Source organism: Streptomyces sp. NPDC049887, assembly GCF_040656535.1.
In the GTDB taxonomy this organism is placed as follows: Bacteria; Actinomycetota; Actinomycetes; order Streptomycetales; family Streptomycetaceae; genus Streptomyces.
The window spans coordinates 26,106-46,645 of sequence record NZ_JBFAMM010000022.1; the positions used below are offsets into that span (position 1 = coordinate 26,106).

At 73.4% G+C, this 20,540-nt stretch carries 17 protein-coding genes; 8 read left to right on the plus strand and 9 right to left on the minus strand.

Annotated elements, in window-relative coordinates; all coding sequences use genetic code 11:
• Positions 1-82: 82 nt before the first annotated feature.
• The 6 genes from AB0J10_RS24375 to AB0J10_RS24400 form a co-directional block, all read right to left on the minus strand.
• A complete protein-coding gene (locus AB0J10_RS24375; protein ID WP_363064599.1) occupies positions 83-1,975 on the minus strand; it encodes a GAF domain-containing protein in 1,893 nt (630 codons plus the stop codon).
• Between the two features lie 109 nt (positions 1,976-2,084).
• Complete coding sequence (locus AB0J10_RS24380; protein WP_363064600.1) at positions 2,085-2,912, minus strand: 3-hydroxybutyrate dehydrogenase; 828 nt, start codon at positions 2,910-2,912, stop codon at positions 2,085-2,087.
• A 55-nt stretch (positions 2,913-2,967) separates the two neighbouring features.
• The gene (locus tag AB0J10_RS24385) at positions 2,968-3,450 is read right to left on the minus strand and encodes an NUDIX domain-containing protein (protein WP_363064601.1); all 483 of its coding nucleotides are present in this window, start codon (positions 3,448-3,450) and stop codon (positions 2,968-2,970) included.
• 9 nt (positions 3,451-3,459) lie between these two features.
• Positions 3,460-5,064, minus strand: coding sequence for an apolipoprotein N-acyltransferase (lnt, locus tag AB0J10_RS24390; protein WP_363064602.1), 1,605 nt, complete (start codon positions 5,062-5,064; stop codon positions 3,460-3,462).
• A gap of 253 nt (positions 5,065-5,317) precedes the next feature.
• Positions 5,318-5,881 (minus strand): hypothetical protein, encoded by a 564-nt coding sequence (locus AB0J10_RS24395; protein ID WP_363064603.1) that lies wholly within the window; start codon positions 5,879-5,881, stop codon positions 5,318-5,320.
• A 133-nt stretch (positions 5,882-6,014) separates the two neighbouring features.
• Positions 6,015-6,818: an aspartate/glutamate racemase family protein gene (locus AB0J10_RS24400; protein ID WP_363064604.1), complete on the minus strand. Its 804-nt coding sequence runs from the start codon at positions 6,816-6,818 to the stop codon at positions 6,015-6,017.
• A 58-nt stretch (positions 6,819-6,876) separates the two neighbouring features.
• Between AB0J10_RS24400 and AB0J10_RS24405 the strand changes: the two genes are divergently transcribed.
• Positions 6,877-8,058, plus strand: a complete 1,182-nt coding sequence (locus AB0J10_RS24405; protein WP_363064605.1) for a glycosyltransferase — start codon at positions 6,877-6,879, stop codon at positions 8,056-8,058.
• 13 nt (positions 8,059-8,071) lie between these two features.
• Here the strand turns inward: AB0J10_RS24405 and AB0J10_RS24410 are convergent, their stop codons facing one another.
• Complete coding sequence (locus tag AB0J10_RS24410) at positions 8,072-9,334, minus strand: TerD family protein (protein ID WP_363064606.1); 1,263 nt, start codon at positions 9,332-9,334, stop codon at positions 8,072-8,074.
• A 250-nt stretch (positions 9,335-9,584) separates the two neighbouring features.
• Between AB0J10_RS24410 and AB0J10_RS24415 the strand changes: the two genes are divergently transcribed.
• The 3 genes from AB0J10_RS24415 (at position 9,585) to AB0J10_RS24425 (ending at position 13,811) form a co-directional block, all read left to right on the plus strand.
• On the plus strand, positions 9,585-10,037 hold the full coding sequence (locus tag AB0J10_RS24415) for a DUF6643 family protein (protein WP_363064607.1): 453 nt from the start codon (positions 9,585-9,587) through the stop codon (positions 10,035-10,037).
• A 57-nt stretch (positions 10,038-10,094) separates the two neighbouring features.
• Entirely contained in the window at positions 10,095-10,919 is an 825-nt protein-coding gene (locus AB0J10_RS24420; protein ID WP_363064608.1) for an MOSC N-terminal beta barrel domain-containing protein, read from the plus strand.
• A gap of 474 nt (positions 10,920-11,393) precedes the next feature.
• Positions 11,394-13,811 (plus strand): right-handed parallel beta-helix repeat-containing protein, encoded by a 2,418-nt coding sequence (locus AB0J10_RS24425; protein WP_363064609.1) that lies wholly within the window; start codon positions 11,394-11,396, stop codon positions 13,809-13,811.
• Here the strand turns inward: AB0J10_RS24425 and AB0J10_RS24430 are convergent.
• Positions 13,781-16,249, minus strand: a complete 2,469-nt coding sequence (locus AB0J10_RS24430; RefSeq protein ID WP_363064610.1) for a hypothetical protein — start codon at positions 16,247-16,249, stop codon at positions 13,781-13,783. The genes AB0J10_RS24425 and AB0J10_RS24430 overlap by 31 nt on opposite strands.
• Positions 16,250-16,469: 220 nt before the next feature.
• On the opposite strand from AB0J10_RS24430, the gene AB0J10_RS24435 reads away from it, so the two are divergent.
• The 3 genes from AB0J10_RS24435 to AB0J10_RS24445 all read left to right on the plus strand — a co-directional run bounded on the left by AB0J10_RS24435 (position 16,470) and on the right by AB0J10_RS24445 (position 18,577).
• Positions 16,470-17,324 carry a DeoR/GlpR family DNA-binding transcription regulator gene (locus tag AB0J10_RS24435; RefSeq protein WP_363064611.1) on the plus strand — a complete coding sequence of 285 codons (855 nt, stop codon included), beginning with the start codon at positions 16,470-16,472 and terminating at the stop codon, positions 17,322-17,324.
• Positions 17,321-17,776 (plus strand): SRPBCC family protein, encoded by a 456-nt coding sequence (locus AB0J10_RS24440; RefSeq protein WP_363064612.1) that lies wholly within the window; start codon positions 17,321-17,323, stop codon positions 17,774-17,776. Before AB0J10_RS24435 ends, AB0J10_RS24440 begins: the two co-directional genes overlap by 4 nt.
• A 321-nt stretch (positions 17,777-18,097) precedes the next feature.
• The gene (locus AB0J10_RS24445; protein ID WP_363064613.1) at positions 18,098-18,577 is read left to right on the plus strand and encodes an SRPBCC family protein; all 480 of its coding nucleotides are present in this window, start codon (positions 18,098-18,100) and stop codon (positions 18,575-18,577) included.
• A 152-nt stretch (positions 18,578-18,729) separates the two neighbouring features.
• Here the strand turns inward: AB0J10_RS24445 and AB0J10_RS24450 are convergent, their stop codons facing one another.
• Entirely contained in the window at positions 18,730-19,845 is a 1,116-nt protein-coding gene (locus tag AB0J10_RS24450) for a PLP-dependent cysteine synthase family protein (protein WP_363064614.1), read from the minus strand.
• 182 nt (positions 19,846-20,027) lie between these two features.
• On the opposite strand from AB0J10_RS24450, the gene AB0J10_RS24455 reads away from it, so the two are divergent.
• The gene (locus AB0J10_RS24455) at positions 20,028-20,366 is read left to right on the plus strand and encodes a hypothetical protein (protein WP_363064615.1); all 339 of its coding nucleotides are present in this window, start codon (positions 20,028-20,030) and stop codon (positions 20,364-20,366) included.
• The last annotated feature ends 174 nt before the right edge of the window (positions 20,367-20,540 follow it).

Genomic DNA, 20,540 nt, shown 5'->3' on the forward strand with positions numbered 1-20,540 from the left:
GACCGTGGCGGCATACCCTGCCGGTCCCGCGGCCGCCGCCCCGGGGACGGTCCGCGAGGCACAGCCCCGCGAAGGGGCCCGGTCAGCGCACGACCGCCCCCGATATCGCGTGCAGCCGCAGCGCCAGCTGGATCTCCAGGGCACGGGCCGGCGACTGCCAGTCCTCGCCGAGGAGTCTGCCGATGCGTTCCAGCCGCTGGGCGACCGTGTTCACATGGACATGCAGTTCGTCCTTGGTTCGGGCCGGGCTCATGCCGCCGGCGAAGTAGGCGTCGAGGGTGCGCACCAGGTCGGTGCCGCGGCGTTCGTCGTAGTCGGCGACCGGGCCGATGGTGCGGTGGACGAAGCCCTCGATGTCGCCGGTGTCGGCGAGCAGCAGACCGAGGAACCCCAGGTCCGGTGCCGCGGCCCCTTCCCCGGAACGGCCCAGCAGCCGAAGGGCCTCCACACAGCGCCGCGCCTCCGCGTAGGCCGCGGGGACCGAGCCGGGTGTGGCGGGTACCTCGACCGGCGCCGAGGCGCCGACGGTGACGGGCTCGCGGAGAGTGCCGCCGAGATGCTTCGCGGTCCGGCCTGCCAGCTCGGACGCGCTGTCGCCGGAACCCATCGGGAGCAGGAGCACCGTGCCGCCGTCGCGGGTCGCCGCCAGCCCCTGGCGGGTGGCCGCCAGGTGCGAGGCCGCGGACCACAGTCGCTGACGGTCGGCGGTGGCCCGGTCGCCGCCCTCTCCGGCCGGCGGGGCGTCGATCCGTGCGGCGAGCACGACGTGCGGGGCGTCCAGATCGGCCCGCAGCCGGGCGGCGCGCTCGCGCAGCAGTCCGGGGTCGCGTCCGGGTGCGTCCAGCAGGTCGTCCAGCAGTTCCCCACGCACCCGCTGCTCGGCCTCGCCGGCGGATCGGCGGGCCAGCAGCAGCAGGGAGGTGACCATCGCGGCCCGCTCGAGAGTGCGTCGGTCGACGGGGTCCAGGGCGGGATGGCCGCGCAGCACGAGCGCGCCGAGGAGCTCCCCTCCGGCGGACACGGCGGCGACCCAGTCGTCCGCGTGCCGCACGGCGTGGCCGTCGGCGCCGGTGAACTCCACGCCGGCCAGCGAGGGCGCGTCCGGTTCCGCGAACTCCACCGTGCCGTCGAGCACTTCGGACACGGCTCCGGCGACGTCGCGCACCCCGCCGCCGTGCAGGACCAGTTCCGTGAGACGGTCGTGGACGTCCGATGCCCGCTCGATGACGGCGCTGTGGTCCCGGATGATGGCGCTCGCCCGCTCCAGCTCGGCCAGCGCGCTCCGCGTCTCGGCCAGCAGATTCGCGGTGTCGATGGCGACCGCGGCGTGGGCGGCGAAGGAGGCGAGCAGCGCCACCTGCTCCCGCTCGAAGACCCGGGCGCGGCGGTCGGCGGCGAAGAGCACGCCGATCACCTGGCTGCCCAGCGTCAGCGGAACGCCGAGGATCGCGACGAGTCCTTCGTCGCGGACGCCCGAGTCGATGGCGCGGGTGTGCCGGAAGCGATCGTCGTCGAAGTAGCTGTCGGTCACGTACGGCCGGGCGGTCTGGGCGACCAGTCCGCCGAGCCCCTCCCCCATGCCGAGCCGGAGCTGCTGGAAGCGGGCCGACACCGAGCCCTCGGTGACCCGCATGTAGGTGTCCCCGGCCGCCGGGTCGTTGAGGCTGAGGTAGGCGACCTCGGTGCCGAGGAGCGACCGGGCGCGCTGCACGATGGCCCGCAGCACCGCGTCGAGGTCGCGCAGCCCGGCCAGGTCGTGCGCGGTCTCGAACAGCGCGGACAGCTCCGCCTCGCGGCGGCGTCTGCCTTCGAGCTCGGCGCGCACCCGCAGGGCGAGCTGCTTGGCGTGCTCCAGGCCGGACAGCGTCTCCGGGCCGGCGCCGTCCGCGCGCGCGAGCAACGCGGGCCGGTCGTACGCCTCGGCGGGCGCGCCGCGTGCGAGCAGCTCCAGGTAGGAGGCCTGTTCATGGGACATGGTCACAGGGATACCTGCCGGGCCGGGGGTCCCGCCAGCCCTGTGGACGGCGGGACCCGTGTGGACAACTCCGTCACCCGCTGCTCGCGGATCCGTCGCCACGGTCCGTTCAGTGCGCGGTCCAGCCGCCGTCCAGCACGAGCGACGCACCGGTGACGAAGGACGACTGCGGGGTGCAGAGGTACGCGACCGCCTCCGCGACCTCCTCCGGTTCGACGAGCCGCTTCAGGGCCGAGTCCTTCAGCAGGACCTCCGTGAGCACCCGTTCCTCCGGGATGCCGTGGGCGGCGGCCTGGTCCGCGATCTGCTGCTCCACGAGGGGGGTGCGCACATAGCCCGGGTTCACGCAGTTGGAGGTGACTCCACGGGCGGCGCCCTCCAGGGCGGCGGTCTTGGACAGTCCTTCCAGACCATGTTTGGCAGCCACGTAGGCGGACTTGTAGGCCGAGGCGCGGAGCCCGTGCACGGAGGACAGGTTGACGATGCGCCCCCATCCCTTGGCGTACATCTGTGGGAGCGCTCCTCTGATCAGCCGGAAAGGGGCCTCCAGCATCACGGTGAGCACGGTCCGGAAGACGTCCGGGGGGAACTCCTCGATGGGGCGGACGAGCTGCAGGCCCGCGTTGTTCACCAGCACGTCGGTACCGGCTGCGGCCTCCTCCGCGGCGTCGAGGTCGGTCAGGTCCAGCGCGAGGGGTTCCACGGCACCCGCGAGACCGAGGTCCTGGGCCCGTCCGAGCAGCGCGTCGAGGCCCACCGCGTCCCGGTCGACGGCGCGGACCGCGGCTCCGGCCGCCGCGAGCCGCAGGGCGCAGGCACGCCCGATACCACCTGCGGCACCGGTGACCAGTGCGGTACGTCCGCCGAGGTCGAGGGAGACGGACGGCTTTCCGGCGGAGGGGACGGGGTGGGGGGCGGGACCCTGGTTCATGGTCATGGTCCGCACCCTAGGGACAGCGAGAACGCCGACCGATGTGGTCAACGCCCATAGTTCAACCGACCACCGTGGAGTCGAACCACGTCGGGCCGTCGGTGAGCGCCTGCTTGATCCGGAAGAGGGCGAACTCCTCGAGCTCGGGCAGCGCGTCGACGGGGAACCACCCCACCTCCAGCGACTCCTCGTCGTTGACGCGTGCCTCACCGCCGACGGCCCGGCAGCGCAGGCACACGTCCATGAACTGGCACCGGTCGCCGTTGGGGTAGGTCACGGGCCGCGCGAAGGTCTGGACGAGCACGATGTGCTCCGGCACGCAACGCACGGCGGTCTCCTCGTACACCTCCCGCACCGCTGCCGTGGCCGGCTGCTCACCGGGCTCGGGGATACCGCCGATGATCGACCACTTGCCGGTGTCGGCGCGTCTTCCCAGGAGCACCCGTCCGTCGTCGTCGAAGACCACGGCGCTGACCCCCGGCAGGAAGAGCAGCTGGTGACCGGCGGTGGTCCGGATCTCACGGATGAAGTCGGGGATGCCCATGAACCGACCCTAACGGGCCGCGGCCCGACGCTCCTTCGCGCGGGTGCGACCCACCCAGCCCATGGCGCCGAGCGCGAGCGCCGCGAGGACGCCCTCGGGGAGTGTGCCCATGCGGGTCGCGGGGGTCAGGGAGGACCGCAACGGCACCTCGGCGACCAGGGCGTCCGGGGTGAACATCCGGGTCTGCCGCACGATCGTCCCGTCCGGCCGGATGACGGCGCTGACACCGCTGGTAACGGGTACCACGACGGCCCTGCTGTGCTCGACCGCACGCACCCGCGACATCGCCAGTTGCTGGTAGGTCATCTCGCTGCGGCCGAAGGTGGCGTTGTTGCTGGGTACGGAGATCAGCCGGGCACCGTGCGTGACGGTGTCCCGCACCGCCCAGTCGAAGGCCGCCTCGTAGCAGGTGGCGAGGCCCACCCTGGTGCCTGCCAGATCGAAGACGCCCACCTTGTCGCCGGGGCCGAAGTCGCGGCGCACCCGGTCCACGTCGGAGCTGAAGAGGCGGACGAAGGGCCGCATGGGGATGTACTCGCCGAACGGCTGCACATGCCGCTTGTCGTAGGTGGCCACCGGCCCCTTCTCGGGGTCCCAGGTGATCAGGGTGTTGCGCAGCGGCCCGGTGTCGGGGGTCAGGACGGCGCCGATCACGGTCGGCGCCCCGATGGCCCTGACGGCCCGGTCGATCACCGTCCGCGCGTCGTCGTTGCGGTACGGGTCGAGGTCCGAGGAGTTCTCCGGCCACAGCACGAAGTCCGGCTCGGGCACCCGGCCCGCGGCGACGTCCGCGGCGAGTTGCTCGGTGCGGTTCGCGTGGTTGTCGAGGACGGCCCGGCGCTGTGCGTTGAAGTCGAGGCCGAGCCGCGGCACGTTGCCCTGGATGGCCGCGACGGTCGCCGTGCCGTCCTCGGCCGAGTCGTCGACGAGGGGCAGCGCGGCGACGGCGGCGGTGACGGGGACGAGGACGGTGAGCGCGGCAGCGGCGAGCGGCCCCCGCGGGAGCTCGCCCGTCCTCCGGTACTCACGCAGGCGGCGGGCCGTCTCGTACAGGCCGAAGCCGCACAGCGCGACCGCGAATCCCAGCACGGGGGTGCCGCCCAGCGCGGCGAGCGGCAGGAAGACACCGTCCGCCTGGCCGAAGGCGATCTTGCCCCAGGGGAATCCGCCGAACGGGACCCGCGCGCGCAGCCCCTCGCCGAGGACCCATACGGCGGCCGCCCACACCGGCCACAGCGGCAGCCGGGACACGAGGGCGATCCCGACACCGGTCACCGCGACGAACAGCGCCTCGACCGTGGCCAGGGCCAGCCACGGGACGGCGCCGACCTCCTCCCCCGTCCAGATCAGCAACGGCAGCAGGAAGCCCAGCCCGGCGAGGTGGCCGAGCCCGAACGCGGCCCGCGCCCGCCGTCCGTGGAGGCACCGGCCGAGCACGGCGAAGGCGGGGAGCGCCAGCCACCACAGGGGGCGCGGCGGGAAGCTCAGGAACAGCATGCCGCCGGACAGCAGGGCCCCGGCGGGCCTGGCGAGCCGCCGCAGCAGCCGGCCGGCCCGGTCGGAGGAGGCGGGCACGGGCTGCCGGGTACCGGTGGGGGTGATGGTGGCGCTCACGTGCCGGAGTCTACGGCGGCGCGACCCGCCGACGTCGGCTCGGCCCGGCACGGCGCCGACCGTGCCACTCGCGGGCCCCGGCACGGAGGACGCCCCGGCGGCTCGCGGCTTCGGTGCGGAGGTCGGCGGCGTAGCACGGGGCCGCTGATCGTCCCGGCATCCGGCCGGCGCTCGTCCCGGCGGTGGAGGAGGCGGCCGCCCGGTGCGGACGGGAGAACGGGTTCGGCAGCGGGAGGACGGGCTCCACCGCCGGTCAGGCGGCCTTCGTCGGCCCCGTGGACGCGCCCGGCCGGAGGTGGTCGCGGATCACCTGCACCGCCGTCTCGGCGTCGTCCACGGTGACCGTGAAGGTGCGGCCGTCGCCGAGGGTGAGCGCGATTCCCTCGCCCCGTCGGACGATCACGGCGGTGCCCTGCTCCGGACGCCAGCGGCAGCCCCAGCCGCCCCAGTGGCAGGGCGTGACCTGGGGGACGAACTCGGCGCCGACGACCTGTGCGAGCGGAATCCTGCGCCGGGGCACCCCCATGTGGCCGCAGCGCACCTCCATGGCGTCCTTGTCGACCTTCACCGCCACGTGGACGAAGGCGAGGGTCCCGAAGAGCATCAGCAGACCGGCGGCGACGCAGCCGACGACCGACATCAGCAGGGCGACGACGCCCGACGTCCACGGCGCGTCGACGGCGATTTCGATCCCGAGGGCCATACAGGCCGCTCCTGCGGCGGCCAGGACCCACTGGAGTCGGTTGGTCGCGCGACCGGTCCAGAGTGCGGGCGGCGGCTCTCCGGCCTGCCCCTTGTCACGGGGGTGGTCCGTCATGCTTCGCACAGTACTCACCTTCCGGCTCGGGAGCACTGCCTCGTGGGCAGGTCCGCGAAGCCGTGGAAGCGGCTCCTCTGCTCCGCTTCTGCCCAGGTCGTCCCGCGCAAACCGGCTCTCGGCAGCCTGTCGCTCAGTGTGCGGGCGTGACCGGTTGCACCGCTTCGAGCAGCCTGCCCTCTGCGTACGCCCGGGCCGCTCCGGGAAGCTCCGACTCACGGCCGCTGAGCAGCACCGTGAGCCCGCCGTCCGGTGCGGCCGAAGGCGCGGGACGGGCACCCGCGCGACGCAGCGCCTGGGTGGCGACGGCGACGGCGGAGCCGTGCAGCACCACCGGCGGGAGCCCTTCCGGGCGGCCCACCGCCACGGCGGCGCGGATCTGCTCGGCGACGAGTTCGTAGTGGGTGCAGCCGAGGACCACGGCGCGTACGTCCGAAGGGGTGAGTGCTGCCGCGGCGGCCACGGCGCGGGCCACTCCCGCCTCGTCCGCCCACTGGACGGCGTCGGCGAGGCCGGGGCACGGCACCTCGGTGACCTGGGCACCGTCGGCGAAGTCCGCTATGAGCCGCCGCTGGTAGGGGCTCCCGGTGGTGAGCGGGGTGGCCCAGATGGCGACGCTGCCGCCGCCGGTGGCCGCGGGCTTGATCGCGGGTACGGTGCCGATGACCGGAAGGTCGGGCTCCAGCGCGGCGCGCAGCGCCGGGAGGGCATGGACGGACGCGGTGTTGCAGGCGACGATCAGGGCGTCCGGGCGGTGCGCTGCCGCTGCCCCGGCGACGGTGAGGGCGCGCTCGGTGACATCCTCCGTGGTGCGCGGACCCCACGGCATGCCGTCGGGATCGGAGGAGAGGACGAGATCGGCGTCGGGCCGCAGCCGGCGCACCGCGGCGGCCGCCGCGAGGAGGCCGATTCCCGAGTCCATGAGCGCGATCTTCACCCGGTCACCCTAGCCGACGGGCCTTGCGGTTCCCGCGATGTGGTGCACACTGCGGCGAATGAGCCCCCTTGCGTGGATCGCCCTGACTTCCCTTGCCGCGTGGCTGTGGCTGCTGCTGGGGCAGGGCTTCTTCTGGCGTACGGACCAGCGGCTGCCGCAGCGGTCGGCGCCGGTGCGATGGCCCTCGGTGGTGATCGTCGTGCCGGCCAGGGACGAGGCCGGTGTGCTGCCGGAGAGCCTGCCGTCGCTGCTGCGGCAGACCTACCCGGGCAGGGCGGCGGTGGTGCTCGTGGACGACGGCAGTACGGACGGCACGGGCGAACTGGCCCGCAAGCTGGGCGAGCAGTACGACGGGCTGCCGCTGACGGTGACCTCGCCGGGCGACCCGGAGCCGGGGTGGACGGGCAAGCTGTGGGCCCTTCGGCACGGCATCGCCCTGGCCCGCGCCCTCCGGCCCGACTACCTGCTGCTCACCGACGCGGACATCGCGCACGAGCCGGACAGTCTGAGCGAACTGGTCGCGGCCGCGAACGCGAACGGCCTGGACATGGTGTCGCAGATGGCCCGCCTGCGGGTGGCGACCGGCTGGGAGCGTCTGGTCGTGCCCGCCTTCGTGTACTTCTTCGCCCAGCTCTACCCCTTCCGCTGGATCAACCGTGAACCCGCGCGTGCCACGGCCGCGGCGGGTGGATGTGTGCTGATGCGCACGGAGACCGCCGAACGCGCCGCTGTCCCGGAGTCGGTGCGGCAGGAGGTGATCGACGACGTCGCCGTGGCGCGGGCGGTGCGCCGGGCGGGCGGACGGATCTGGCTGGGGCTCGCGGAGCGGGTGGACAGCGTCCGCCCCTATCCACGGCTCGCGGACCTGTGGCGGATGGTGTCCCGGAGCGCCTACGCCCAGCTTCGCCACAGTCCGCTGCTGCTCGCGGGGACGGTCGCGGGGCTCACGGTCGTCTATCTGGTGCCGCCCGTCGCGGTGTACGCCGCGGCGCTCCCGGGGGCACCGGGGTCCGCCGTGGCCGGCTGGGCGGGACTCGTGGCGTGGGCGGTGATGGCGGCGACGTACGTCCCGGTGCTCCGCTACTACCGGCAGACGCTGTGGCTCGCCCCGACGCTGCCGTTCACCGCTCTGCTCTACCTGCTGATGACGGTGGACTCGGCGGTGCAGCACTACCGGGGGCGGGGCGCGGCCTGGAAGGGGCGTACGTACTCCCGCCCCGAGGCCGCACCCGACCGTTGACGCCCCGCCTAGGTCACTTCCTCCCCGGTGTCCAGTTCATGCCCCAGCCGTAGGCGTGGTCGATGGTGCGCTGGGGGCTCACTCCGCGTTCCGGCACCAGGTAACGGGCCTCCCGCTGGACGACGAGGTCGCCGCCCTGGTTGGTGATCAGGGCGAGGGCGCAGACGGTGGACGGGACGGTGCACTCGTCGAGCGAGAAGTCGACGGGGGCGCCGTGCTGCGGCTGGAGGGTGACGGTGGCGTTCAGGCCGGCGAAGCTGCGCGCGCCCTCGTAGACGGTGACGAAGATGACCACGCGGCGGAGCTTGTCCCGGTGGTCGAGGTTGATGGTGAGGTTCTCGCCGGCGGCCACCGCGCCGGTGCGGTCGTCGCCGTCGAGGTGGATGTACGGGGGCTGGTGGAGGGCGCCGAAGGCGTTGCCGAGGGCCTGGACGACTCCCTTGCGACCGTCGGTGAGTTCGAAGAGCGCGCACAGGTCGAGGTCGAGATCGGCGTGCATGGCCACGGCCCGGCCGAGCTTGGCCCCCCAGCCCGTGAACTGCTTGCGCACCTCCCAGTTGAGGTTGACCCGCATGACGCCGGAGGTGCCGCCCTGCTTGCTGAGCGAGACGGTCGGCGACTCCTTGGTCAGTGTGACCTTGGTGAGCCGTACGGGCGCGTGCGGCGGCGCGGTGACGGGTGCCGGGGTGTACGCCGGCGCCACCGGAGTCGCCGGCACCTGCGGCGCCACGGGCGCCGCCTGCCGGGGTTCGTCGACGGTGATGCCGAAGTCGGTGGCGAGGCCCTCCAGTCCGCTGGCGTACCCCTGCCCCACGGCCCGGAACTTCCAGGCGCCCTGGCGCCGGTAGAGCTCACCGAGGACGAAGGCCGTCTCGACCGTCGCGTCCTGGCTCTCGTAGCGCGCGATCTCGGTGCCCGCCGCGGCGTCCACGACCCGTACGTACAGCCCTGGCACCTGCCCGAAGCTGCCTCCGTCGGCGGAGGCGGCGAGCACGATCCGCTCGACGTCGGGCTCGACGCGACCGAGATCGACCGCGAGCCGGTCGGTCGTGGCACCACCGGCGGCGTGCTTGCCCTCGTGGCGCACCGCGCCCGACGCGTGGGTCGGCTGGTTGTAGAAGACGAAGTCCGCGTCGGAGCGGACCTTTCCCGATCCGGAGTCGAGCAGCAGCGCCGACGCGTCCACGTCCGGGACCCCCGTTCCCGAACTCCAGCCCAACTCGACCTGGACGTTCAGTGCGGGTACCGGAACATTGGCTCCTTTGAGCATGGACATCCTCGCCCCCATCGCGGTCCTCGTGCCCGGAGAAGTGTGTGCGGACAAGGTAGCCGCGGTGCCGCCCGCACACCCCCCGCGACCCGTGGGTAACCCCTTCTCAGCTTGCTCTTTACACGATCCGGTCGCCGCGGGACGACCGTTTTTCCCAGATTCGCTCTGATTGGGGAATCCCAGTCACAGGTAACACGTCAAACAACCCTCTTATCGGGCTCCCCAACCAGCACATCGTGGGCTTAACTTATGTGCCATGACCTCCCCCCGCTCCACCTACGGTGGCGGTTACTACTCCGCGCCGTCGTTCCCCGACACCCCGATCTACGACTCCCTGGTCGCTGAGCGGGGCACGCCTCAGATCGCACCGATCCGAGTGCCTTCCGCGTACGACACCGGCAGCAGCTACCTGCCGGCGCTGCCCGCGGCCCTCCCCGCCCTCCCGGCGGCCCCCTCCCAGCCCGGTCCGGCCTACGGCTACCCCCAGCCCGTGCCGCAACCGGTCCCGCTGCAGCAGGCGGCGGCCCCGTACATCCCCCAGCAGCCCGCCGGTCCGCGCGGCTACCCGGGCGGCCACCCGCAGCCGATGACCCGCCCGATGGCGGGCGGTTACGAGGCGATGCGGCCGGCCGTGGCACCGCGGCCGATACCCACACCCGCGCCGTACGACGATCCGTACAACCGGCCGTACCAGGGAGGCGGCTACTGACGCCGGTCCGACCGGCGTGACCGGCGGAAGGTGCGGAGCACCTGGCAGGATGGCCGTATGGCGACCCCCGTGCTCCGCTCCCTCCACGTCCATCCGGTCAAGTCCGTCACCGGGCACGCGCCGGCCGAGGCCGCCGTGGAGCCCTGGGGACTAGCGGGCGACCGGCGGTGGATGCTCGTCGACGCGGCGGGCAGGGTGGTCACCCAACGCCAGCAGCCGCGCCTGGCGTTGGCCGCCGCCGCGCCCCTCGCGGACGGCGCCGTCCGGCTGACCGCGCCGGGTGCCGCACCGCTGACCGTGGCGGTGCCCGAGCCGTCCGGCACCGCCGCCGTGGAGATGTTCGGGGAGAAGGTGGAGGCGGTGCCCGCGGGTGCCGCCTCCGACCGGTGGTTCAGCGCGTACCTGGGAGTGCCGGTCCGGCTGGTGCATCTCGACGACCCCGCGTACCGCCGCCCGATCGACGCGGACTACGCGCTGCCGGGCGAGACGGTGTCCTTCGCCGACGGCTTCCCGCTGCTCCTCGTCTCCGTCGCCTCCCTGGACGCGCTCAACTCGCTGATCGCCCAGGGCGACCACGCGGACGAGGGCCCCTTGCCGGTGAACCGCTTCCGTCCCAATCTCGTCGTGGACGGCACGGCCCCGTGGGCCGAGGACCACTGGCGGCGGATCGCGGTCGGCGACGTGTCCTTCCGGGTGGCCAAGCCGTGCGGCCGCTGTGTCGTGACGACCACCGACCAGGCCACGGCCGAGCGCGGCAAGGAGCCGCTGCGCACCCTCGCCCGGCACCGCCGCTTCGGGGACCGGCTGGTCTTCGGCCAGAACCTGGTGCCCGAGCACACCGGCACCGTCCGCGTCGGCGACCCGGTGCGCGTCCTCGCCTGATCCGCCCGGCCGAACCCGCGTGTACCCGTCCTCGCCCGGCCGTCCCGGCCGAACCCGCGTCAACCACCCTTTCCGTGGGAACCCGTCGCGGGGCACGCTCGTTGGGAGAGCGAGGGACACCTGATCGGTGCCCCGGGACCGCCCCGCTGATCAAGGACGCCACGGCTGGCGCGCAAGGGGGGGCGGAGCGGTGCGGGCGGCCTCGGGGCGACACCTTCCGGACCCGGACGGACCGGCGGTCCCGCCCGATGGCCCCGCACCCCGCACGGGCCCACTCCGTGCTCGCCGGCATCGCTGCGGCAGCCGCGGCGGCGATACGAGGCGCTCGACCGGGCGCGGGCGAAAGCCGGTCCCGACCGGGGCCGCACACGCACGGGCGGCTGACCGGTCAACCCCCGGTTCCCGCGCACGCTACGGTGGTGCGACGCGCGGCACGGGCGCGACCGACGCACGAGGTGGGGGCAGAGCAGCACCATGGCACAGGGCACGGTCCAGGTGACGCACACCGGCACATCGCGGTGGCGGCGCCGCACGGGTGAGTACGCCTCCCTCGCCGCGGCCCTGGAGGCGGCGGCCGACGGCGACATCCTCACCGTCTCTCCCGGCACGTACCGGGAGAACCTCGTACTCCGGCGTGCCGTGACCCTGCGCGGGACGGACGGATCGGCGGGCTCGGTGCGCATCGCCCCCTCCGACGGGGTGCCGCTGACGGTGCGCGCCTCGGCGACCGTACAGGACCTGCACGTCGAGGGGCAGGACGCCACGGCGCCGGCGCTGCTCGTCGAGGACGGCGCCCCCGAGCTCACGGATCTGCGGATCGTGACGCGCTCGGCGTCGGGCATCGAGGTCCGCGGGGCGGCCCGGCCGACGGTCCGCAGGTGCACGGTGGACAATCCGGCCGGCGTCGGGATCGGCGTACTGGACGGCGCGGGCGGGGTGTTCGAGGAGTGCGAGGTCGTCGCCGCCGGGCAGGCCGGGGTGTCGGTGCGCGGTGGTGCGCACCCGCGGCTGGAGCGCTGCCGGGTGCACCACGCCTCCGGCACCGGGCTGAGTGTGACCGGCGAGGGCAGCTCGTTGGAGGCGCTCGGCTGCGAAGTCTACGAGATCAAGGGCGCGGGTATGCAGGTCACGTCGCGGGCGACGGCCCATCTGACGGACTCGCGGGTGCACCGCACCTCCTCCGACGGCATCACGCTCGACACCGACGCGGTGCTCACCCTCGCCGACTGCGACATCCACGACGTACCGGAGAACGCGGTGGACCTCAGGTCGCGTTCGGTGCTCACGCTCACCCGCTCCACGGTGCGGCGGTTCGGCCGCAACGGCCTCTCGGTGTGGGACCCGGGGACCCGCGTCGACGCCAATCAGTGCGAGATCCACGACAGCACGGGCGACTACCCGGCGGTATGGGTCAGTGACGGCGCGACCGCGGTGCTCGAGTCCTGTCGCGTGCACGACGTCCCGGACGCCCTGTTCGTCCTGGACCGGGGCTCGCGTGCCGACGTGGTCGACAGCGATCTGTCCCAGGTGCGCAACACCGCCGTGTCCGTCAGCGACGGGGCCACCGCCCAGCTCGACGACTGCCGTGTCCGGGAGGCCTCCACGGGCGCCTGGTTCCGCGACCACGGCAGCGGCGGCACGCTCAGCAACTGCACCATCGACGGCGCCCAGACGGGTGTCATCGTCACCAAGGGCGCGGATCCGTCCATCGAGCGGTGCACGGTCACCTCGCCGGCCGAGGCCGGCTTCTACGTATCCGCCGAGGGCCGCGGCACCTTCCACGGCTGCCGGGTCTCGGGCAGCGGAGGCTACGGCTTCCATGTGATGGACGGCTGCCGTACGACCCTGACGCGCTGCCGCACGGAGCGCTGCGCACGCGGAGGGTACGAGTACCCCGAGGACGGGACGGTCGTGGAGGACTGCACCAGCGACGAGAGCGGTGTGTGCTCGGCTCCGCCCGTGACGGCCCCGGCGGTGGCCACCGTCGCGCAGACCCCCGGGCTGCTGCCTGTGATCCCCGGCCAGCGGACCGCGGAACCCGAGCCCGCCGCCACCCCCGCGCCCGCGCCCACGACGGCGGCCAGGACGTCCGACGCCGTCCTCGGTGAACTGGACGCCCTGGTCGGCCTGGAGAGCGTCAAGCGCGAGGTGCGGACGCTCACGAACATGATCGAGGTGGGCCGGCGCCGCCAGGAGGCGGGCCTCAAGGCCGCTTCGGTCCGCCGCCATCTGGTCTTCACCGGCTCTCCCGGCACCGGCAAGACCACCGTGGCGCGGCTGTACGGCGAGATCCTGGCGTCGCTCGGGGTGCTGGAGCGCGGCCATCTCGTCGAGGTGTCCCGGGTCGACCTGGTCGGCGAGCACATCGGATCCACCGCCATCCGCACCCAGGAGGCCTTCGAACGGGCCCGCGGCGGAGTGCTGTTCATCGACGAGGCGTACGCCCTCTCCCCGGAGGACTCCGGCCGGGACTTCGGCCGGGAGGCCATCGACACGCTGGTGAAGCTGATGGAGGACCATCGGGACGCCGTGGTCGTGATCGTCGCCGGGTACACCGCCGAGATGGAGCGGTTCCTCTCGGTCAACCCCGGTGTGGCGTCCCGCTTCTCACGGACCATCACCTTCAGCGACTACGCCCCCGTCGAGCTGCTGCGCATCGTGGAGCAGCAGGCCGAGGAGCACGAGTACCGGCTGGCCGAGGGCACGGCCGAGGCCCTGCAGAAGTACTTCACGGCACTGCCGAAGGGCCCGGCGTTCGGCAACGGACGGACCGCGCGCCAGACCTTCGAGTCGATGGTCGAACGGCACGCGGGCCGGGTCGCCGATCTCACCGAGCCGAACACGGACGACCTGTCGCTGCTCTACCCCGAGGACCTGCCCGAACTGCCCTGAGCCGGGGCGGCCTCGTCGCGCTGACGGGGCAGTGCGGGCGGCAGCCGTTCCAGCAGTGCCCGGCGCTCCTCGGCGAACGCCGGGTCGGCCTGGTAGTCGGAGTGGCCGAGAACGGGCTCCGGCAGGGGGTGGGTGTCCGTGCGCCCGTACACCACGGGGTCCTTGAGTGCTTCCCGGTCGACCTCGGGCTTGCCGTCCTCGGCGGGGAGCCGGACCGGGCCGCCGATCGGGTCGGTGTGCCGCCACAGATTCCGCCAGCAGTGCAGTTCCCGGTGCAGCCCGCGCAGCTGCACGGCACCGAAGTAGGCGGGGAACCAGCGGCCGTAGAGCCGCTCCAGCGGTGAGCCGTAGGTGAGCAGGGCGACGCGCCGACGGGTGGCCGGGGTGAGCTGCCAGACCGCGGCCGCGGCGAGCACACTGCCCTGCGAATGGCCGGAGATCACGAGCCGCCCCCCGGTGGCCGACGTCCATGAGGCCATGCGCCAGGTCAGATCGGGAACGGCCCGCTCGGCGTAGCAGGGCGGTGCGAAGGGGTGCGCGGCGCGCGGCCAGAACGTGCCGACGTCCCACAGGATGCCGACGGTGCGGCGGGCGGCGGCGTCCCGGTAGGCACGCCTGCCCCAGGTGACGAAGAGGATGAAGAGCAGTCCGATCAGCCAGGAGCCGAGGGCCTGCGCGACGTCGGCCGCCGCCTCGACGACCGGGTGGGCCCGGTCGAACGCTTCGCCCGGGACCTCCGCACTGGCCCACGCCCCCGCGACGGCGCCCGCGCCGAGCAGCAGCGTCGCGACGCACACGACGCCGAGGACGACGGGCGCGGCGTCGGTGAGACCCGCCCGGGCGCGAGTGCCCGCGATCCGGCGGGTACGCACGTGGTCCGGCCGCTCGTGCGGATAGTCCTGCTCGACACGCTCCCCGAGGGCCCGCGCCCTGCGCCAGGTCCGTGCGCCGAGGACGCAGAGCGGCACCAGCAGCAGGAGCAGCAGGACGGGGATGACGGACGCCTGCCAGCTCAGCAGCACCGGCGGCCCCGGGATCGCCCCCTCCCCCTCCCCGGGGGTGCCCGACCCGTCGAGCCAGTCGGCGACCCGCTGGGCGACGCCACCCGTCATCACGCCCCCGAGCGCGCAGGCGAGCAGGGCGACCGCGGGACCGCCCAGGCCCCGCAGGACGGCCCGGCCGTGCCGGGCGCGGCGGTGCAGCAGGTGCGCGGCGACGGCGAGGACGACGACGAGCGCCCCCTGGGCGAGGGCGATGACGCGGAAGGCGACCTCGCCGGGGAGCGTGCCCTGGGACTCCCAGCCGGGGCGGGACCAGGACCCGTACACCATCGCGACGGCGAGCAGGACGAGTGAGGCGCAGGGCAGCCGGCGGACGACGGCACGGTCGATCCGGTTGTCGATGAGCTCCTCGCCGCGTCCGCGGCGGATGACGACGGCGACGACGAAGACGCCGGCGAGTACCAGCACCGCCTCGAGGACCCAGCCGGAGACCTCCAGGGCGCGGACGCCCGCGCTCCGGTCGTGACGCGCGGCGGCGCCGGTCACGGCTGCCGCGACGACCAGGATCCCGGCGGCGGTGTGCGCCGCGCGCAGCCGGGCGACCAGCCGGCGGCCGTACCAGAATCCAGGCCGGCCGAGCGCCGGCCGGACGGTCCGCGCGGTGAGGGCGGGGCTCTCGCCGTTCCCGGTTCCGGGGGAGCTGTCGCCCGCCTCGGGGCCGTGGGCTCCGTGGCCGCTCGCCGTGTCCGCGGAGTCCTCGCCCTGCGGGCGAGCGGAGGCGTCGGGGGGTGTGGCGGTGGGGTTCGGCGGACGCTGGGCCTCGTAGGCGCTCCAGGTGCGGTTGGACAGGTACCAGAGCAGACCCACCAGGGCCGCCGGCAGCAGGGCGGCGAGGGAGAGCCGGCGGCCGGGCTGGGACCACCAGCCGTCGTTGGAGGCGGAGAGGAAGCCGATCCAGGAGCTGTCCCGGGAGCAGCGGGCGGAGCCGGCGCACTGCCACGCCGTCAGGTCGAGGGCGACCTCGCAGGCCGCCGCGGTGAACAGCACCGTGAGGCTGAGCGCGACAAGCCGGACGAGCATCCCGTACAGCCGTAAGGTCCGGGTCCTGCCGGTGGCGGCGGGCCGCATCCAGTGGGCCAGATTGACGACCATGAACGGCAGGAGGAGCAGCCACAGGGCCCTGGCTCCGTTGCCGGAGGTGAGATTGGACCAGCAGTACGCCTCGGGGATCGGCCCGTCACGATCGAGGTCGGGACGGTGCTCGGCGTCGGAGTCGTCGGTACGCCGGTACACGGCGGCCGTGGCGTCGCCGGTGACCCGCACCGTGCGGGGATCGCCGAGCATGTCCTGCGGGGTGGCTCCGCCGACGCCGTGGACCAGCAGTTCCAGTGCGGCTCCCCCGGGCTGCGGCGCGGGGTCCGGTGCGGCTGGGGACACTTCTGCGGCTCGCTCTCTGCCGGTGGCATCACGGCGGTGGGAGGATCGGCGGCGCGACCAGAATCCCGGAACACGGAGCAGCGCCGCGTGCCCCTCCACCGATTCTCCCCACCACCGGGGCGAAGCCACCGTGGGAGGATGAGGTTCCTCGGTGAACGGACACAGCGACAGCGGGCTCGGCAGCGAACCCGACCGTGAAGCGGAAGGACCGGCCCCGGCGGTGAGCGACAATCAGAACCTCCTGGCGGAGCAGCGTCGTGCTCTGATCCTCGACGAGGTGCGGCGGCGCGGCGGCGTGCGGGTCAACGAACTCACCCGCCGGCTGAACGTCTCCGACATGACCGTGCGCCGCGACCTGGACGCCCTCGCCCGGCTGGGCGTCCTGGAGAAGGTGCACGGAGGCGCCGTGCCGGTCGCCGAGGCCAGCGCGCACGAGCCCGGTTTCGAGGCCAAGTCGTCCCTGGAGCTGAGCGCCAAGGAGGACATCGCCCGTGCCGCGGCCGAGATGGTCGTCCCGGGGAGCGCCATCGCCCTCTCGGGCGGCACGACGACCTACGCCCTCGCCCACCACCTCCTCGACGTCGCCGATCTGACGGTGGTGACCAATTCGGTGCGGGTGGCCGATGTGCTCCACACGGTCCAGCGGGCGGGCGGGGCCTCCGGGCGGCCTCCGGGCGCCCCCGCCGTGGTCCTCACAGGAGGGGTACGCACCCCTTCGGACTCGTTGGTGGGTCCGGTCGCCGATCAGGCGATCCGTTCCCTCCACTTCGACGTGCTGTTCCTGGGGGTCCACGGCATCTCGGTGGAGGCGGGGCTGTCGACGCCCAATCTGGCGGAGGCCGAGACCAACCGTCGGCTGGTCCGCTCGGCCCGCCGGGTGGTGGTCGTCGCGGACCACACCAAGTGGGGCACCGTCGGGCTGAGTTCGTTCGCCCGGCTGGACGAGGTGGACACGCTGGTCACGGACTCGGGGCTGCCGGAGGGGGCACGCGAGGAGATCGCCGAGCACCTGCCGAACCTGGTGCTCGCCGGTGGACCCGACGAGCCGTCGGAGCGGCCGGAGCATGGGCGATGACGGCCTTCCGGGTGGTGCGTGCGACGCCACTGCCGGCCGGGGAGGCATGGCGGCGGCTGACCGACTGGCCGGCGCATGCCGCGCAGGTGCCCCTGACACGGATCTCCGTGACGACGGAGGGCCCGAGCGGCGAGGGCACCCTGTTCGTGGCCCGTACGGGCGTGGGCCGGGCGCACTTCGACGATCCGATGGAGATCGTGCGCTGGGAGCCGCCGGTGGCCGGACGGCCCGGCCGCTGCCGGCTGGAGAAACGCGGCCGGGTCGTACTGGGCTGGGCGGAGATCGAGGTGCGGGAGTCCCCGGACGGCTCGGTGGTGAGCTGGACCGAGGAGCTACGGGTGCGGGGCCTGCCGGCTGCGGCGGGCCCGCTCCTGGCCCGGGCGGGGCGGCGGGTCTTCGGCCGCGCGGTGGACGGTCTGCTGGGCCGTGGCCCGGATCCACCGGAGCGGTGACCGTCCGGCGGGTAGCCGGATATCGTGTGCGGGTCCCATCTGCCCGGCCTCACGCCCGGTTCCCCCATCCGCCGTCGGACGGGAGACCGGCCGTCGTTCGCCCGCCCGCCCGCTTCCGTCCAGTCGTCTCCCCGTCCGTCGTTCGCCCGCCCGCCCGCTTCCGTCCAGTCGTCTCCCCGTCCGTCGTTCGCCCGCCCGCTCGCTTCCGTCCAGTCGTCTCCCCGTCCGTCGTTCGCCCGCTTCCGGTTCCCCGGCAGCCCGGGCGCCTCGTGCTCGCCCCCTTCGACCACTCCTGCGCCACCGCCCCCGGAGGTACGGCTCATGGTTCACCGACTCAGGCCCGTGGAGCTGGACTTCGCCGGGTCCGCACCCGTCCGGCTGGTGTTCACCGGGGAGGTGCGGGCCGACCCCCAGGCCGTGTACCGCGCGCTCGCGGAGGACGTCGAGGGCTGGCCGGGTTGGTTCACTGCGGTCACGTCCGCCCGGCCGACCCGGGGCGGACAAGGCCGGGAGGTCCGGCTTCGCGGCGGTACGCGATTCCGGGAGACGATCATGAGCACGGAGCCGGGCGAGCGCTACGCGTACCGCATCGACGAGACCAACGCCCCGGGCGTGCGGGCGATGCTCGAGGAGTGGCGGCTGACTCCCGCCGGATCCGGAACCCGGGTGAGGTGGACGATGGCGGTCGACGGCACCGCTCCGCTGCGCCTGCTGATGGGGCTCGCGAAGCCGGTCTTGGGCCGCGCCTTCCGTGACGCGGTACGCAACCTGGACCGGCGGCTCGCCTCGCCCGCGGTGTGACCGGCCGGCGCCGGGAGTCCGCGCGGAAGAGGGTGCGGCGGCTGGGTCGGTCCACCCGTGCCGGCGGGGCCGCCGGCCGGACGGCGGGCCCACTCGGCCGGGCCCGTCAGCCGGACCGGGGCCGGTCGTCCCCGCGGCAGCCGTCCCCGGGGTCAGCCTGGCCAGACCCCGGTACTCAGGAACTCCTCGATGGCGGCGGTGTACGGGGCGATGTCGAGCCCCTGCCCCGCCAGCCAGTCGTCGGAGTAGTACTTGTCCAGGTAGCGGTCGCCGGGGTCGCAGATCAGGGTCACGACACTCCCCTGCTCGCCCGCAGCCACCATCTCCGCGACGATCTTCAGCGCACTCCACAGCCCCGTGCCGGTGGAGCCGCCGGCCTTGCGGCCGATGGCCTTCTCCAGGGCCCGCACGGCGGCGACGGTCGCCGCGTCGGGCACCTTCATCATCCGGTCGACGGCTCCGGGCACGAAGCTCGGCTCCATGCGGGGCCGTCCGATGCCCTCGATACGCGATCCGCAGTCACTCGTGGCCAGCGCGTCGCCCCGGGTCCAGCCGTCGAAGAAGCAGGAGTTCTCCGGGTCGGGGACGCAGACCCTGGTGTCGTACTGCATGTAGTGGACGTAGCGGGCGATGGTCGCCGAGGTGCCGCCGGTACCGGCGGTGGCCACGATCCACGCGGGCTCCGGGTAGCGCTCCAACTTCAGCTGCTGGTAGATCGATTCGGCTATGTTGTTGTTGCCGCGCCAGTCGGTCGCCCGCTCGGCGTAGGTGAACTGGTCCATGTAGTGCCCGCCGGTCCGGGCGGCGAGGGTCGCGGACTCCTCGTACATCTTCCGCGAGTCGTCGACGAAGTGGCACCTGCCACCGTGGAATTCGATGAGGCGGCACTTCTCCGCACTGGTGGTGCGAGGCATCACGGCGATGAAGGGCACGCCGATCAGCTTGGCGAAGTACGCCTCGGAGACGGCGGTCGAGCCGCTCGACGCCTCGATGACCGGCTTGCCCGGCCGGATCCAGCCGTTGCACAGCCCGTACAGGAAGAGCGATCGCGCCAGCCGGTGCTTGAGGCTCCCCGTCGGGTGGGTGGACTCGTCCTTGAGGTAGAGATCGATGCCCCACGACTCGGGCAGCGGGAAGCGCAGCAGATGGGTGTCGGCCGAGCGGTTGGCATCGGCCTGCACTTTCCGTACGGCTTCTTTGAGCCAGGCCCGGTACTCGGGATCGCTGCGGTCCACATCGACGGTGGCCATCGCCTCGTAGGTGGTCATGCGCCCCGCTCCTCACTCTCAGACCGACGCTTCCCACTGTCCACGATAAGCCCCTCACCTGCACAAACGTTCACTTTGGGGATCCATAGGGGTTGCTTGTGGAAGCGGCGGGGAGGCGCTCTGGTGCCCGTGCGGGTGCCTGTGCAGACTGAGGTGCAGGAGCGGGCGCGAAGGGGGCGGCCATGTCGGATGCGGAGTTCACGGCAGCCATGCCGGAGCCGGAGTTCAGCGCCACGGGCGTGCGGATCGAGCGGTGGCCACGCTCGCTCACGACGGCCGGTCAGGTGCTGGTCGAGGGCGGCACACTCGCCCTGCTGACCAGTTACGGACGGGTCATCGACAGCGCGCCCGTGCAGGCGGTCAGGGTGGGCAGGCCCTGGTTCACCGGAAGCGGCGACAGCGCGGTCGCCACGGTCAACGGCACCCGCTACCGGCTGACGCTGAGCGGCCCCCGACGGGATCTCGGCGACGAGGCGCTGACCGGGCGGCTCCTGAAGGTGCTCCGCAAGGCCGGGAGCTGACCCGGCTGAGCCGCCGAACCGTCCCCCACCTGCGCCGCGTGTGCGCGGAGTTGCGGATGTGTCACGCCGGGTTCACTCTTGACTCATCACTCAGGGTTCACCGGTGGTGACACTGTGATTCAGTCCCGCCGGCACAGACAGCAGGCAGCAGCCAACTGCTGGATCCGATCCTTC